This window comes from Corynebacterium mendelii (genome assembly GCF_017307055.1).
Lineage (GTDB): Bacteria > Actinomycetota > Actinomycetes > Mycobacteriales > Mycobacteriaceae > Corynebacterium > Corynebacterium mendelii.
Genome location: NZ_JAFLEQ010000015.1, coordinates 102,202 through 119,546 on the forward strand (window position 1 = coordinate 102,202; position 17,345 = coordinate 119,546).

Annotated in this window: 6 protein-coding genes; 5 read left to right on the forward strand and 1 reads right to left on the reverse strand. The window is 57.6% G+C overall.

The window, feature by feature from the left end; all coding sequences use genetic code 11:
- The 5 genes from JZY06_RS08325 to JZY06_RS08345 all read left to right on the forward strand — a co-directional run.
- Positions 1-3,540 (forward strand): Eco57I restriction-modification methylase domain-containing protein (locus JZY06_RS08325; protein WP_242516861.1); only part of this gene is annotated, 3,540 nt, incomplete at its 5' end.
- Positions 3,541-3,648: 108 nt separating this feature from the next.
- Positions 3,649-10,236: a DEAD/DEAH box helicase gene (locus JZY06_RS08330; RefSeq protein WP_207279095.1), complete on the forward strand. Its 6,588-nt coding sequence runs from the start codon at positions 3,649-3,651 to the stop codon at positions 10,234-10,236.
- 88 nt (positions 10,237-10,324) lie between these two features.
- Positions 10,325-12,913 (forward strand): 3'-5' exonuclease, encoded by a 2,589-nt coding sequence (locus JZY06_RS08335; protein WP_207279096.1) that lies wholly within the window; start codon positions 10,325-10,327, stop codon positions 12,911-12,913.
- A gap of 852 nt (positions 12,914-13,765) precedes the next feature.
- Positions 13,766-14,593, forward strand: coding sequence for a PTS sugar transporter subunit IIA (locus JZY06_RS08340; protein ID WP_207279097.1), 828 nt, complete (start codon positions 13,766-13,768; stop codon positions 14,591-14,593).
- A gap of 19 nt (positions 14,594-14,612) precedes the next feature.
- Positions 14,613-16,163 carry a PTS ascorbate transporter subunit IIC gene (locus JZY06_RS08345; RefSeq protein WP_207279098.1) on the forward strand — a complete coding sequence of 517 codons (1,551 nt, stop codon included), beginning with the start codon at positions 14,613-14,615 and terminating at the stop codon, positions 16,161-16,163.
- A 161-nt stretch (positions 16,164-16,324) separates the two neighbouring features.
- On the opposite strand, the gene JZY06_RS08350 is transcribed toward JZY06_RS08345, so the two are convergent.
- The gene (locus JZY06_RS08350) at positions 16,325-17,035 is read right to left on the reverse strand and encodes a hypothetical protein (RefSeq protein ID WP_207279099.1); all 711 of its coding nucleotides are present in this window, start codon (positions 17,033-17,035) and stop codon (positions 16,325-16,327) included.
- Positions 17,036-17,345: the final 310 nt, after the last annotated feature.

Sequence of the window (17,345 nt, forward strand, 5' to 3'; positions counted from 1 at the left end):
GAAGAAGACCTGCGGTTTCGTAATCTTTCGGCTGATCTTTTCACCCCTTCTGCCACCGGCATGATCGATGAAGTGAAGCTGTCGAATGAGGGGCTGCACCGGGTGCTGGACAACCTGCTGTTATCGGAGGTGAAAGCAGGGCAGGACCGCGGGTTCATCTCCTATGCGACTCTCGGTGTCACCGAGCTTGGCCAGGTCTATGAAGGCCTGATGTCATATACCGGTTTCATTGCGAAGCAGGATCTGTGGGAGGTGGCCCCCAACGGGGATCCGTCGAAGGGTTCCTGGGTGGTGACCGCCGAGCAAGCACAGGCTTTACGTGATGATGACAAAGTCGATGACTGCTTTGTTACTGATCTAGTTGTCAATGAACATGGTGGTAGTGAACGGCGGGAAAGAAAACACCCGCAAGGCTCGTTTGTTTATCGGCAGTCCAGCCGTGACCGGGAACGCTCCGCGTCTTTCTACACCCCGCAAGTCATCACCGAGTTCACTGTCGCCCAGGCCATCGAGGAGCTAAAATACGCGGGACGAATTGAACAAGCGCAAGACATTCTCACCCTGACGATTTGTGAACCGGCGATGGGTTCCGGAGCGTTCGCTGTCGAAGCGGTCCGGCAACTATCCGAGTTGTATCTTGAGATGCGTCAGCAGGAGCTCGGTGATGTCATCGACGCAGCCGACAGGTCCGAGGAACTGCAGAAGGTCAAGGCCTATATTGCCCTGCACCAGGTCTACGGCGTGGACCTGAATGCCACAGCGGTGGAGCTGGCAGAGATTTCTCTGTGGCTGGACACGATGACCAAAGATTTGAAAGCCCCGTGGTTTGGTCTGCATCTTCGCCGCGGTAACTCTCTTTTCGGTGCTTCCCACAGTTTCTACTCGCTGCATGATCTGAAACAGAAAGACCGGTGGTCGCTTCCGCCGACTCCTGCCCCGCTACCGGATTTGGCGAAAGCCCACGATGAGGGCAGCGAGTATTTCACTCAAGGGGTCTATCATTTTCTTGTTCCCGCCACCGGCTGGGGTGCCGCAGCCGATGTGAAGGAAGCCAAAAAGTTCTCGCCTGAGCAGCGTAAGAAGATCGCTGACTGGCGCAGACCAATGATGAACTGGCCGAAGATACCGGCGAGATCGAATGAGAATGCCACCACCGGTGACTGGTACAAACTGAAAAGCCTGTCCTCCCGGGTGGATGTTTTGTTCAAATTCGCGTTGCTGCGGATGAGGGAAGCCAACCGGCAGACCATGCGGCATATCGATGTCTACGGCCACGAGTACGACTACACACCGGGTGCTGTGACCAGAAAGGATGTGGAGCATTATCTGCACCGCAATCCGGATTCGGCGTATGCCCGGCTGAAACTGGTCATGGACTTGTGGTGTGCCCTGTGGTTCTGGCCGTTGACGGAAGACAAAACCACCATCGACGGTGAAAACATCGAGCCACCCACGTCAGCACAGTGGTATGACGCGCTGGTGAGGATCCTGGGGTCTACCGCTGCGAAAGCCAGTGTTCCCGGGCAGCTTGATTTCGCTTCCCTCGAGACATGGGAAGACCTGGATTTGAATGAGCAGGCCGCCTGCGATTTCGCCGGCGCCGACACACTCGCCAATATCCGCCACAAACATCCCTGGATCCGGGTGTGTGACACTATCACCGAACAACAGGGATTTTTCCACTGGGAACTCGAATACGCCCACATCTTCGCCGACGGCGGTTTCGACCTGCAGATCGGAAACCCGCCTTGGGTCAGACCACGAACAGACGTCGACGAGTTGTGGGCTGAAACCGACCCCTGGTGGGCGCTCGCCCACAAACCAACCCAAGCTGCAAAACGCCGACAGGAGGAGTTCACGGCACAACAACCCTGCGCCACCGACAAAGTCCTCGACGGGCTGACCGAAACCGCGGTTCTTGCACAGCTGCTGCGAAGCCACGCGCAGTACCCGCAGCTTAAAGGCCAACAACCCGATCTCTACCGTGGGTTTATCTGCCGCACCTGGCAGCATACAAGCCCCACCGGTGTGGTCTCCCTGATCCATCCCGAGTCACACCTTGCAGAGAAAAAAGCCGTCTCTTTGCGCCGCGAATGCTACGCCAGGCTCCGTCGCCACTGGCAATTCTCAAACGAATTATCACTCTTCCAAATCGGACATGCGAAGACCTACGGCATCAGCATCTACGGCGCACACCAGACCGAGCCATCATTTCTGCAGGCTTCGAGTCTCTACCACCCGCAAACCATCACAGACTCCCTCATCCACGACGGCACCGGCCCACTGCCCGGTCTCAAAGATGATGACGACAACTGGGACCGTCGGCCCCATGCCGACCGCATCCAACACATTGACATGGAAACACTGTCAGTTTGGCGGGATATCGTCGAAACCCCCGGCACCCCACCGATCGAGACCAGAATCGTCTACACCGTCAACACCGACGCTGCCAGGGTCCTGGAACAACTGGCCCATCAACCACGGGCAGCATCGCTGTACCCACAGTTCTCACGAGGCTGGGACGAAACTAATGACAAGAAGAAAGGGTTCTTCGACGTCGGATGGTCCACACCCGACAGCTGGGCCGATGTCATCATGCAGGGTCCCCACGTCGGTATCTCCTGCCCAATGATCAAACAACCCAATAAAACGCTCAACAGCAAGGGTGACTGGACGAAGATTGACTTTGAAGCCATCGCCGACGATTTCATTCCGGCTACCGGATACGTCCCAACAACCGACACGAAAAAATACGACGCCAACTACGGCACATGGACCATCGGAGAAAAACCGGTTCCCATGCGGTCTGCCTACCGCATCGCATGGCGGGAGATGGGAGGGACAACAGCATTCAGAACCCTGTTCCCATCGATCATCCCGCCGAACGCAGCACACGTTCATGCTGTCCACTCAGCGTGTTGCATCGACTCCGACAAAAAACCCGCCGCGAAGAATTCCGCTACAGCACTGTTGGGGGCCTGCCTTTCCAGTCTGTTGGTCGACCACTTAGTACGGTCAACCTGCACAGGCCACACCCCTGGTTCTGTTGTTGTGGGTCTACCGGTTATCAGTCCTACAGACAGCCAGATGGTAGACAGCCTGATCGGCAGATATCTCAAGCTCAACTGCCTGACAAAGGCATACGCCCCTTTATGGGAAGAAATCACCGGCACACCCTGGACCGTTGATACTCCCGTGCGCAATCCGCTCGCCCGGCAACGGATACAAAACGAGATCGACGCTCTGGTTGCCATCGGCTTCGGCGTATCTGTCGATGACCTGTGCATGATCTACCGGACACAGTTCCCGGTCATGCGAAAATACGACAGCCAAAATCTCTTCGATGCCAACGGCCGCCTCGTACCAAAAGAGGTTCTAGAGCTGGAGAAAAAGAAACCCGGGTCCCTGTCTGTCGAAGAACGCACCTGGGCACACCCGCAATCCGGGGTCGACTACACCTTCAAATACCCGTTCACCATCCACGATCGGGAAGCTGACATGCGGGAAGCATACGAGCGTTTCATGCGGGAGCTCAGATAAACGTCGTGAATAATATCTCCTTATGACTGCAGCTGTTTTTCTTTTTTCACCGGTAGTTTTCTACTTTTTCCATATTTTCCGCGCCCGACTGTTGGGAAGTGTTGCCCCGTGTCCAGCCTGTTGCCCGTCCACGCAGGAGACAGTATCCGCAAAGGACTCACCGAGTACCTGGCGACCAGTTTCTCCCTGGCCGACAACAACACGGCCAAACCACTGACCCACTTTTTGGAGGACCCGGAAAAAGGCATCTTCCACGGCCCGTATGTGAAAACGCGGCTGCCCTATGCGCCTGCCGAAGACTGGAAGGGACTGCTCGATTTTCTTCCCCCCTGGTTTGTGCCCTACTACCATCAGGCCCAAGCCTTCCGGAGACTGTCCAGCAAAGATTCCGCGCCGGAACCAACTTTGGTGGTTACCGGTACCGGTTCCGGTAAGACGGAATCATTCCTCTACCCGATCCTGGATCATGCCCGGCGGGAACGGGGCCAGGGCAAAGCCGGTGTCAAAGCCATCATCATCTACCCGATGAATGCCCTGGCCAACGACCAGGCCAAACGTCTTGCAGAGCTGCTTGACTCCTCCCCTGAGCTGTCGGCTGTCACCGCCGGCATCTACACCGGTGATTCCGGTTTGGGCGGAAACCGCAAAATGACGGCGGACTCACTGATCACCTCCCGTGCCGCCATGCGGGATGATCCGCCGGATATTCTGCTCACCAACTACAAGATGCTGGATCTTCTCCTGCTCCGCCCGGAAGACCGCAATATTTGGGTGAAATCAGCGACAAGTCTGCGGTATCTGGTACTCGACGAGTTCCACACCTACGACGGTGCGCAGGGAACCGATGTGGCGCTTCTTCTGCGCAGGCTGGGTTTAGTGCTGAAATCCCTGCAACCTGAAGGTTTTCTCGCATCAGTCGGTGCCGATCCACAGTCCCCATTGGGGGCTGTGGTTCCGGTGGCAACCTCAGCGACACTGGGTGATAAATCCGATGTGTCACCAATCCTCAACTTCGCTGAAACCGTCTTCGGCACCAAATTCAAAACATCATCGGTAGTCACCGAAAAACAACTCGATATTGCCGGCTGGCAGAACCATGTGCTGGAAGTGTTCTCCCGGCTGCACCTGAAGCAGCAGGATAACGGTGACTCATCCGCCGATGGTGACCCGGACGATTACAGGGTTGAGCAGACCATCCGCCGGCTGCGGAAACTCCACGGTTCCACCGGCCCACTGGATGCGGACACCCTGCTGTCGATCAGCAGGGATGTCAGGAAAACTCTTGAAGGATCATCCGCCAATTATGCCGAGAGTGTTTTCGACCAGTTTGTCCGGCGTCTGTTCAACCGTTTCCCTGATTCGGCTCTTGCTTCGCTGAGCCTGACGGAGATTGTCATCGCCTACTGTCTGCAGCCCACATTCGCCAGACTGCTGGAGGTGACCGCCACCTCCCGGCCGTTGGGCAGCCGTGAATCCGAGGATGTGGACTGTCTTGTCACATCAATTTTCAACGTCACGGAATTGCGCACACACAGCGAAGAAAGCCTGGTGCAGGCTTTGACAGACATGCTGACTTTTATGGCGGCACTGCGGGCGAAAGTCGGTGCTGAGGATAAGTTCCTCGGCAAGCAGCTGCCCGGTGTGGAAGCACACCTGTGGGTGAGGGAGCTGTCCCGTATTGACCGGGCGGTGGCCAACAGCACTGATCCGACAGAGCAGCTGTTCCGGTTCTCCGATGACGGACCGGTCGAAAAAAGTATCGCGCACACCTGGCTTGCGGCCTGCTACTGCCGGACCTGCGGACGCTCCGGGTGGATGGCAAGCCTGGAACCCGGCACAGATTCAGTTCTGGTCACTGATCCGAACAAAGTGCGCCAGCTCTCGGTGACCCAAACGACAAGGCAACGCCCGCTGCTGGATGCCACCAATGAACAGCTTGAGGCGCTTCGGCAAGGGATTTCAGTGGCGGGGGCGACCTCATCTGATGCCAGATCAGCTGTGCAATGGTTTGATCCCGCAGCCAGAGTCCTGATTCCCCGGGATCCTCCAGAAGATGACGAATCAAACGAAAATAATCTGCCGGTTTTGACCTACTGCGGCCCGGAAGCGGACAAGGATGCCGAGGAAGGTGTCTGCCCGTCATGTCTGGAAGCAGACTCCATCAGGTTCTTGGGTTCCCGGGTTGCCACCTTGTTGTCGGTGTCGCTGTCGAACCTGTTCGGTATGCCTGAGCTGGACAGGGAAGAAAAGAAAACGCTGGTTTTCGCTGATTCGGTGCAGGATGCGGCCCACCGGGCAGGGTTTGTCCACAACCGGGCGAGGGCTTTCACACTGCGCACCATGACCCGCCAAGCTGTAGGCGATGAGCCGGTGGCACTATCAGAGATTCCCGGCCGGCTGATGGAAGCAGCCAAAGCAGATCCACGGGCACGTTTTGAACTGCTTCCCCCGGAAATCGCCCACTCGGTCAATTTCGAGGCCTACTGGCGGCAGAAAACAACCCCAGGAGCCTATCGTTCAGCTACTTTCCGGGTGGCTAAACGCCTGGCCTTCGACATGGCACTGGAATTCGGTGACCGGGCTGATCTGGCCCGATCCCTGGTGCTGACCGGTGCTCTGTCTGTGGAAGTGGCAGCCGATGACCGGGTTCTCGAAAAAGTTGCCCGTGAAGCCCTCGGGGCGTTGGAACAACAGCCCATGATTGCCGATGAGTCGGCAACCTACATCACCTGGGCACACGGGATTTTAGAAACCATCAGAAGCCAGGGTGGTATCAACCATCCGTGGCTGCGTTCCTATCTGGTCGATGACGGCAACACCTACATGCTCTACCGGAGGGAAGCCCGGGCCGACGGTGTTCCGGCTTTCCCTAAAGGCGGATACCCGCGCTTCCCGGTCTCAGGTCGCAGTGGTCAGCACAAAAACAGTGGTTTGGTTCCGGTCACCGCCGCCAACGGCCGTTATGCCCGCTGGACCAGAAGACTATTGGGCTTGTCAGGACAAGATGCAGCACAAGCTGTGACCAATCTGCTGTTTGCCCTGGCCGAGCAAGGCATCCTCACCGCGGTACAGACAAAGAAAAAAGCCACCGTGTTCGCCATCGAACCGGAAAAGATCATCGTCCACCCAACAGACAATGAAGACCTGGCGGTCTTGGTTTGTTCGGTATGCCACTCCCGACTGGGAGTCAGCACCAGACTGCGGCAGATGCTTGCCGGTTCCCCCTGCCAGGCAGCCCACTGTCAACGCGGTGTCTACCAGATTGAGCAAATCGAAAAAGGCAACTACTACAAGCGTCTGTACGAGACGAAAACCCCGCGGACCGTCATCGCCAACGAACACACCGCACTGTTGGACGGCGATGAACGCCAACGGCTGGAGAAAGCTTTCTCCTCAGGCGATGATGAACCCGACAGCCCCAATGTTTTGGTCGCTACCCCCACTCTCGAGATGGGTATCGATATCGGGGACCTGTCAACAGTGATGTTGGCTTCCCTTCCGGCCACTGTCGCAAACTATGTACAAAGAGTCGGCCGTGCGGGACGTTTGACCGGTAACAGCCTGGCAGTGGCCCTGGTTCGCGGCCGCGGATCGACCCTGCCGAAAATCAAGGAACCGCTCAGTGTCATTGAAGGCCAGGTTCTGCCGCCGACGGCGTATCTGAATGCCCGGGAGATTTTGCACCGGCAGTTTCTGGCCCATCTTCTTGACGTGGCCGTTGATCCGGCCGTCCTGGCATCGATGTCCACTGCCCGGGATGTGTTCCAGAGCGGCCGGGAGCAACAACCACTCATCGACATTATCGCCGCCACAGTCAAGGCAGGGGTTGATGCACACATCGACTCTTTCACCGCGGCGCTGGGAGACAAAGTAGAAAACGATGTGGCAGAAGAACTGCGCTGTTGGGTCAATGACAATAGCGACGGCCTGATCTTTGATCTTGAGCAGGCCCAACTGGACTGGATCACCCAACGGGCACGACTGCTTGACCGCCTGGGTATTCTCAGCAAGCGTCTTGACGAACTGGATAAACAGCTGGTTGCAAGTGAAGTCGACGATGAGACCCGCCGCGACAGAAACTCCACATATGCGGCGAAAAAACTGGCGAAAAAAGAGCTGGACGATACGATCCACAACGAAAACTGGATCGGTTCGATGGAACGCTTCGGGCTGCTGCCCAACTTCACGCTGGTCGACGACAATGTGGAGTTGGCGTTGGGGATTAGCGAATACGATCTGCAGTCCACCGATTTTCAGGTCGAACGCCGGGAATACTCCCGTGGCGTGTCAGCTGCACTGCACGAATTCGCCCCCGGGGCCACGTTCTACGCACAGGGTATCGCCGCACAAATCGATTCGGTGGAAATCGGCCACCAGGGATCCGATATCCAGAGGTGGCGTATCTGCCCCGAATGCTCCTATGCCGCCAATACCGGTAACGGACCCCAAACCAGCGCATCGGCATGCCCGCGCTGCAGCGCCGGTGGTTTCGCCGATGACGGACAGGTCATTCCGGTAGTGCCACTGCGGAAAGTATCGGCCCAGGTTGATCGCACCCGGGCAAATATTTCCGACATCATGGACGAGCGGCGGCAAACGTACTTCCACGCCGTCCTCACCGCCGACATTGATCCCAAACAAGGAACAGCCTGGTTCAACCAGGAAGGTTTCGGTGCCCACTACCTGCCCCATCTGGACATCACCTGGCTGAACCTGGGCAAAGGCGACGGGGAAAAGCTGCTTGTCGCCGGCAAGGAACAGACGGTGCCCTATTTCCCTGTCTGCCGCTACTGCGGGCATCTTGATTCCAAAGCCCGATCGAACTCCTGGCGGGATCATGCCCCCTGGTGCGTGAAACGGCATTCCCGCGACGAAGAAACCGAAAGAATCTGTCTGAGTCGTTCCCTTCGCACCCAGGCAGTGGTTTTGTATATTCCCCCGCTGGTCACCGCGACCGCGACTTCTGCCCTTCCCTCGCTGGTTGCCGCAGTCAAGCTCGGATTGAAGAAGATTCTCGGCAGCGATCCGGAGCACATCGACATCGCGCCATTGACGGTTCCGGCTGTGGGTGGTGGTGCCGTTGACGCACTTCTTATCCACGACAGTGTTCCGGGCGGTACCGGCTATCTGACCCAACTGTCCGATGCCGAGTCAGTGTGGAAGCTTCTCTACCAGGCATGGGAAGTTGTGAGCACCTGCGGGTGCAAAGAAAAACAGGCCTCAGGCTGCCCGGAGTGTCTTCTCCCCTACGCCTATGGCCGCAACGCAGACAGCCTGTCACGGGCCTCGGCGGAGGAGTCACTGCTGAAAATCCTCACCGCCACCTCCCATCCGGAAGCTGATGCCACACCCGAGTTTGGAACCTGGGAACTGAGAGACAGCCGACCGAGAACCTCGGCGGCCAGCCAGCTGGAGCTACGGTTCAGGGAACTGTTCAACAAGGCACTCACCGACCGCCGCTACACCATCACAGAGCGCAGCTCCGGGCGGGGATTCACCTTCAAAAAGCGCGGGCAACCCGGCTACTGGACGCTGACCGAGCAGAAGAATCTCGGTACAACTGTTCCCGACTTCTATTTGGAGCACCAGTCGTCCGATATCCCCGATATCGCGGTCTACCTGGACGGCAAAGCATTCCATACCGGCGCCAACTACCGGGTCGACGACGACTTCGAGAAACGCTCGTCACTGAAGGAACACGACGACATCATTCCCTGGTCATTGACCAGCGCTGATTTGGATGACTACGAGCACCACCTGGGTCGCGGCCGTGAAGTAACCCGGGCATCGGTCACCCCGGTACAGCGGCAGGTTTTATCCAGATTGTCGAACCAGCACCAGATCCCGACCGATGTGGGGCTGTTCGCTTTCCGGGATTCCATGCTGCAGCTGCTCCAGCTGATCGATCTGCTGCAGGAAGACAAAACCCGGCAGTATCTGCCTGTCGTCGCCGAGGCAAGTTTCGGCTCCGTGCTGGAACAGTGCGCCCGGCAACACCAGCTGAAGCGGTCGACGGTGGGCGTTGAGGCACTGGTCAAAGCCGACGACAGAAGCCACTACAAGATACCGCCCGAAGTCGATGTCATCGACTGCAGTGAGTTCGGTGTGGGCGACTACTTCCGTATCCGCATGAGCAACACCTGGGCGGATATTGAGCTTCTGCCCCCGCCACCGGCTGCACCGGAGCTTGACACCTACACCGACAATTGGCATGAATTCCTCAGGCTGACCAACACCGGTTGGTTGATGCGCCTGCATGTCGCAGTCAAAGCCCACCAGGAAACAGTTGTCTGCTCCCCGGCACCGCAACAACACCCGATGGTTTCCCCGGAGTCCACCGCTCCCATTGCACTCGACAGCCGGGTTGATGTCATAGGCGGTGTTCTGGCACAGGAATCCCCGGTGGCGGATCATGCCGGTGACGCCTCAGATATGGACGAGGATTGGAAGGCCGTACTCGACGAATTCGAGGACGAGGACGATATTGTCGATGCACTCACCGCACTGGCCAGGTCCGGACAATCCGCACCCGATCTGATCGGTGAAGAAATAGGCGGTATCCCCACTCTCGTCGGCTGGTCGGCGGACAAAACACTCATTGTCGAGGACGCCACCGACATACCGGGATCACTGCCGGCGGAAATTGCCGAGTGGACTGTTGAAGCCCTGGGGCAAATAGCTGTGCCGGGTACCTGACCCACCGGATGTGACCGCTTTTCGGCGGCATATCTGCCTTTTCCCGCAATCCCAATTTGATCAACGACGGAAAGACCCTCTCACCACCATGGCAGCCACCGGATCAACATTCAGTATCCACAGGAGCACTGACGGCGAAACAATCGAAGGAAATCTCAAGGTTCTCCTCGCCAACTTCGTTATGGCCCTGCGCAATGGATCCACTGCCTCGCAGCCGGAGATCGAACCGGTGGACCAGGCGGTCGACAAAAGGGTGCGGACCGCGAAAATCGGCTCTGAACACCGGGCGGTATTGTTCCAGATCACCGGTGAAAAAGACCGCAGGCACTTCGTGTTGGCCGGTATTTACCGCAATGAGGTGGCCGCAGACAAAGCCCGGCGCCTGCAGTTGAGGGTCAATCCGATCAACGGTGTCACCGAGCTGATCGAAAAACCGGCGGCAGACATCATTGCCCCAGCATCAACAGTTGTTCCCCCGCAGCAGACTGTTTCCACCACGGATACGCCCCCACTAGAAGCGGGCAGCCTGGCCGGTGTGTCTCCTACCGAAAAACAGAAAGCGGACAACACCACTGACAATGCCCCTGACAACGTCGATGCCACTGCCAATGACGGTGACACCACAGGTGGCATGGCCCCCGGGGAGCCGGACACCGGGGTTTCATCCCCACCGGAAGAACCCACTGTCCCTGATAACGGAGCAACTGAAAAACCTCACGGGTCCAACCGGACCAACCCCGCACAGTTCCTCCGGTCCCGGGAATACACTCCGCAGCTGCTGTTCAATGAACTGGGCATTGACCCGGAAACCACGGATATCGTTTTGGGGCTGGAAGACGAAAGCTATCTCGGGGCGGCACTGAGTCACCGTCCGGGCTGGGAACAGGAAGCCATCACAGGTATGCTTCTCGGCTACTCCTTCGACCAAATTGCGAAAGACCTGGGCCTTGACACCAGCAGAAAAGACACTGCCGCAGGTACCCCAGAAGCCGTTGGCAATAATGCTCCCGCCACAGAGACCGAAGAAGACGACCGGTTGATTGACGGTTTGAAACACCCGGCCGTCAGGGGCGAATTCCATTTCCTCACCAGCGACGGCGGGGATGATGAGCTGAAGAAGGAACTGGAAAAAGTCCTCGATGCCTTGAGCTTCAACAAGTGGCTGGTCTATCTGCCGCAGGCCCAGAGCCGCCCGGCGACCTCCGATTTCTCCGGCAGCTCACGGATCAGTGGTGGGGCCGGAACAGGCAAGACAGTTGTCGCCCTGCACCGGGCGAACAATCTGGTCAACTGCACCATTGGCGGGAAATCCAGCACCGGCAAATCTGCCGACAATCCCGGGCGTGTCCTGCTGACCACCTACACCAGGAGTCTGGCGGACTCGCTGGAAGAACAGATGTCGCTGTTGGCGCCGGATTACCGGCAGGCCAAGAAAATGAACGAGCCGGGCCTGATGATCGCCGGTATCGACAAAACGGTGGCGATGGTCATCCAGGACGCCACCACCGAGGAGGTCATGGCAGCCACAAAGAATGTGCTCGGATTTTCCATGACCACCCGGCCGGGTGTTTTGGAGGATCTGGCGGCGGCAAACATCTGGACCGAAGTCATCGACCTGGATTCCGGTGAACTCCCCGGGGAAGTCGCCAACAAGACATTTCTGACAAACGAGTACCAGGCCGTCGTTCTGGCACAGGGAATCAATGATCTGGCCGGCTACCGCCGTGCCACCCGCACTGGCCGCGGTATCGCCTTGAACAGGAAGGCCAGAACCCAGGTGTGGAACCTCATCCGGGCTTTCAACCAGACCTGCGCCAGCGAAGCGAAAGTCACCTTCGCTGCCAGGGCCGCCATTGCAGCGGAGATTTTAATTACCCGGAACACCACCATTTTCGACCATGTTGTGGTCGATGAGGCCCAAGACTTCCATGCCGGCCACTGGCGGTTCCTCCGGGCCTGTGTGGAAAGGGGGCGAAACGACATCTTCCTGGCCGAAGACGCCCACCAGCGCATCTACGGCCAACGGCTGGTGCTGTCCCACTTCGGGATTGAAACCCGGGGGCGGTCACAGAAACTGCGGGTCAACTACCGCACCACAGCCGAAAACCTGTCTTATGCGGTGAAAATCCTCGACAACGAGCAGTGGCTCGGCTCCGGTGACGGCGACGATGTCGATGACGTCAAAGGGTTGAACTCGATTCGCTCCGGCCCCCGCCCGGTGATGGAGATTCTTCCCACCGAAACAGCCGAGGTGGATCGCGCAGCCGAGTTCATCAGACAGTGGAAGAAGGACAACCCGGAAGCCACCATCGGTGTTCTCACCAGAACCCGGGCGATTGTGTCCCGGGTGGCTGCAGCCTTGCAGGAACAGGAGATCAACGCGGTCACCCAGTCGCTGAAAAAAGCCCTCGACGATGCTGACTGTCTGGTCACCACCATGCACTCAGCCAAAGGCCTGGAATTCACCAACGTGATTTTGATCAGCGTCAACAAATCCATGCTTCCGTTGCGCTACAAGGCAAAGGGGCTCGGTGCAGACGAAGCCCGCGAGTTCAACCGCAAAGAACGGGCACTGCTGTATGTGGCCAGCTCCCGGGCGCGGGACAAACTCGTGGTGCTGTCCTCCGGGGAATCCTCGGAGCTACTTCCTGCTCCCACTGCTGCGACAGGAAACTGACAACAACTGTTTAGACGACGCCGGTTTTACGCCGTCGGATAGGCTCAAAGCGGCCTAGCCAACACCCTTATCCGGTACATAGCTGCCGATCACAGCTTCGACCACGGTATTACCGGTGTCGGTGGCCGCTCCCACGGTCTGACCGACAACCCCACCAGACGGTTGTGCCTGAAACCGGATGGAGAGTGGATCCGTGTGCCGGGGCAGCAGCCGATAATGTGTCTGTGGCGCGTCACTGTGGTGCCGACAGGCGTTCCTGGCGCGCGATTTTTGTTTTACCCTCGGCCCCGCAACAGCCTTCCCTGCTCAGGTATTAACCCCGAATCCAATTGCTTTAGTCTTGTTTTTTGGCCTTCGGCAATCCCCGTGCGTCGCCGGAACAGATGGCACCGTGAGGGTAGGAAATAAGGATTGTCTGATCGTTTGGACAATCAACTTCGGTCATAGCGTTGACGAAGCAGGCAATGATTTCTAGTCATAATGAAAAACCCGCGACGATCGCGGCAGTCACCCCAGGTCCCGCCGATCGACGCACACACGGTTTTGCCCACTGACATTGCCACAGCCCAATGATGCGTCCAGCCACTTGATAGGGCCGTTCAAATAAAGAAAGAGTGTTCACTTACCGGGTGGTAGTCAACCACCCCCACGATCATCCAGTGAGGACCCGGTTCCTGCATAAATTTAAATATTTAGCCTGTTAGATTGCATGTTGCAGCAATATTGAGCTTTTCCCAGATGACCATCCTTTTCACTATCGCAAATTCCCGGATCTGATTTTCCCACGGGACATGATCCCGATATTTGGGCTGAACCTTTTGGACTACCCTCATAAAAGCTAATGTAGTGACTATGTCACTACTAGCGAGCCTTCTATCACAAGAAGCAATTTCCACCGGCGCAAAAGCCGACGACTGGCGCGAGGCGATTCGCCTGGCCGGCTGCTTGCTGGAGAAAACAGGCGCCATCACCGGTGAATACACCGACGCCATGATCGCCAGCGTGGAGGAAAACGGTCCCTATATTGTCGTTGCCCCGGGTTTCGCGTTCGCCCACGCACGCCCGAGCGATGCGGTGACAACCACTGCCCTGTCCTGGGTGCAACTGGATACCCCGGTCCGTTTCGGCCATCCCGACAATGACCCGGTCCGGCTGGTTGTCGCACTTGCCGCCACAGATTCCACCACACATCTAAAAGCAATGTCGGAACTGGCACGGCTGCTGCGCTCGGAAAAGCAGCGCAGTGAACTCGATAGCGCTGCTACAGCCGACGAGATCCTTGCACTTGTCGACCGGTTCACCACACCGGATAAATCTCAGGCCGCTGTCAACCTCACACCGGACGCAGCCGCTGACTCGGACGGGTTTGTCCCCGACGGCAATGCCGTGCCGAGCACCGGAAAGATTTTGACGGTGTGTGGCAACGGACTGGGAACCAGCCTGTTTTTGAAAAACACCCTCGAACAGGTTCTCGGGGTCTGGGGCTGGGCACCGTTTATAAGCGTGGAAGCCACCGACACCATTTCGGCCAAAGGCAAAGCAAAAGAGGCCGACTGCATCTTGACCTCCGGGGAGATCGCTAAAGCGTTGGGCGATCTCGGGGTACCCATGAGGGTGATCAGCGACTTCACATCCGAATCGGAAGTCGACGCGGCCCTGCGCGACATCTACGACGTGTAACAAGAAAGGTAACTTCCTCATGGTTGTCATCGAGTTCCTGGTCAACCAGGTTCTGGCGGTGCCCGCGTTCCTCATCGGCATCATTACCGCCGTGGGTCTTGCGGCAATGCGTAAATCCACCGGCCAGGTCATCGGAGGTGCTGTTAAAGCAACACTCGGATTCCTGTTGATTGGCGCGGGCGCCGGTTTGGTCGTTGATTCACTGGCACCGCTGGGAACAATGATTACCGGAGCCACTGGCGCCCGGGGCGTTGTTCCCACAAATGAGGCAATTGTCGGTATTGCGCAAGCCAACTACGGCGCCCAAGTCGCCTGGCTGATGGTCGCGGGCTTTGCCATCTCTCTTCTTCTCGCCCGGTTTACTCCCCTGCACTACGTATTCCTCACCGGCCACCACGTTTTGTTCATGGCCACCATGATCACCATTGTGCTGGCGACTGCAGGTTTCAGTGCAGGAATAACAGTGGGTGTCGGCTCACTGCTTTTGGGTATTCTCATGGTCTCAATGCCGGCGTTCGTCCACCCGTGGACCCGGAAAATCACGGGCGACGATTCCATTGCTATGGGCCACTTTGGCACTGCAGGCTACATTGTCGCCGGTGCTGTCGGCGGTGCGGTCGGTAAAAACGGCAAAACCCACCAGTCACCGTCGACGGAAAACCTGAAACTGCCGGAAGGGCTACGCTTTCTGCGCGACTCCATGGTCGCCACCGCGTTGTCGATGTCACTGATGTACATCATCCTGGCGCTTTTGTTCCTGGTGCGGGCAGGCCAGAAGGTTGCTTTCAGTGCCTTCGACAACGGTGCCACAGATGTCGGCGATTACCTGATGAAATCGTTCACCCAGGGTTTACTGTTCGGTGTAGGCGTGGCCGTGATTCTCTTCGGTGTCCGCACCATCCTCGGCGAACTTGTCCCCGCCTTCCAGGGTATTGCCGCCAAATTTGTGCCGGGTGCTATCCCGGCCTTGGACTGCCCCATCGTATTCCCCTACGGACCGAATGCGGTGCTGGTCGGATTCATCAGTTCCTTTGTTGGTGGCCTGGTGGGTCTGGCGATCCTGTCAGTTGCGTTGAATCCGATGTTCGGTGTCGTTTTGATTCTGCCCGGACTTGTTCCCCACTTTTTCACCGGTGGTGCAGCAGGGGTGTACGGAAATGCCACCGGTGGCCGACGCGGAGCGATCCTGGGCGCTTTTGCCAACGGCTTGTTCATCACGTTGGGGCCGGCTTTCCTCATGGGAGTTCTTGGTGTGTTCGGTGACGAGAACACCACCTTCGGTGACGCTGACTTCGCATGGTTCGGCATCCTGATTGGCGCCGCGGCCAAACTCGGAACCACCGGCGGTGTGATCGTGTTGCTCGTCATCGGTGCGGCGATTTTGGCCAGCGCCATTTGGGTTCAGAACAACCTGGTTTCCACGCACTGGGATCCGGCTGCCAAGCGGGTCGATAAAACCAAGCAGGCAACATCCCCCTCAGCGTCTGGCGTTGCCGCTGCAGCGCACGCAGGCCGCTACCCGAAAGTTGCCCCGCCTGAGGGAGCACCCCGCCCACCGGCTAGAAGATAGCGACGGATTCTGGCAGAAACCGACCGCTGAAAAAGTGGTTTCCGGTTTCTCAAATCACGAACCACCTGCTCGAGATTTTTTATCCACCCCGGTCAGCATTTTCAGGCAGACCGGGGTGTTCCGTTCGTCAGCGGAATATTTTTCAAGACCTCGGGTCTTTTCTACCCGTTTTTCCCGTTCGAGCATTCCCTGACATTGCGGGAATAACGGTCACCTTTGAAACTGGATTCGTCGATGGTGACCACCTTGCCGGTGGTTGTCTGGCACACCTTGATCGGTTTTGCGCAATCGATAGTCACCTCGATGACGGAAGTGGCCATCTTATCCGAATCCGGGGTGTCGATCACGCCCCTGTTGACCAGCCGGTTGCGTCCACAGATATCCAGGTGGGGCGGGACTGTGCCGGAGAAAACCACCGAAAAATTACCGCGCGGCATGTAGTCCCCCACTTCCAATCCCGTGGCAATGACAGAATTATCCTGCTTGGCGCCATCCGGGGCTTTCGAGTTGTACAGGCGCACCGAGCCGGGGTGGAAGACCAGTTGGTCGGGAAGCCGGTTTTGGGCGACCACCGAACGCTGGACAACAGGTCCGATATTGCGGTAGTCCAACCGGATATCGACATCATCACCCGGCTTGGCCTGGATTTTGGTGCGCCATTGTTTTGTCCCCTTCAACCGTATTCTGCTTTGTATCTGAAAGTCGGGTTCCGACGCAGTCACCTCGCTGGGTGCCGGCTGCGGGACATCGGGGCGCTGCGGCTGGTGCGATGCCGGGGGATCGACAGTGGGTACTTCGACAGTGGACCGGCAGGCCGAAATAACAGCACCGGCACAGGCCAGGACAGCCGCGGCAGCAACGAGTGTTGTCATCGGTGCACCTTGAGCGGGGTGTCTTTGTCTCATCATCCAACTCTCATCGCTAATTTAAAAAACAGTCTCCCGGCATTCTGGTACAGCCCGCCGGGGTGTCATTTACTCTTCCCGTCACAGCTGGCCGGTCAACACAAAACGGCTCATCATCGAAGCTGTATGCCTGCATAATCCGCTGCCACCTTCGGCATTGTCAAACAGTATGTTGCCATTTTCTTTTTCTCCTTATCCTTTTTCTCCGCTCCATCCGCAAAGGGTGACAACCGTGACAGTGGCAGCAAAAACCGGGTGACACACGACGAGAGTCCGT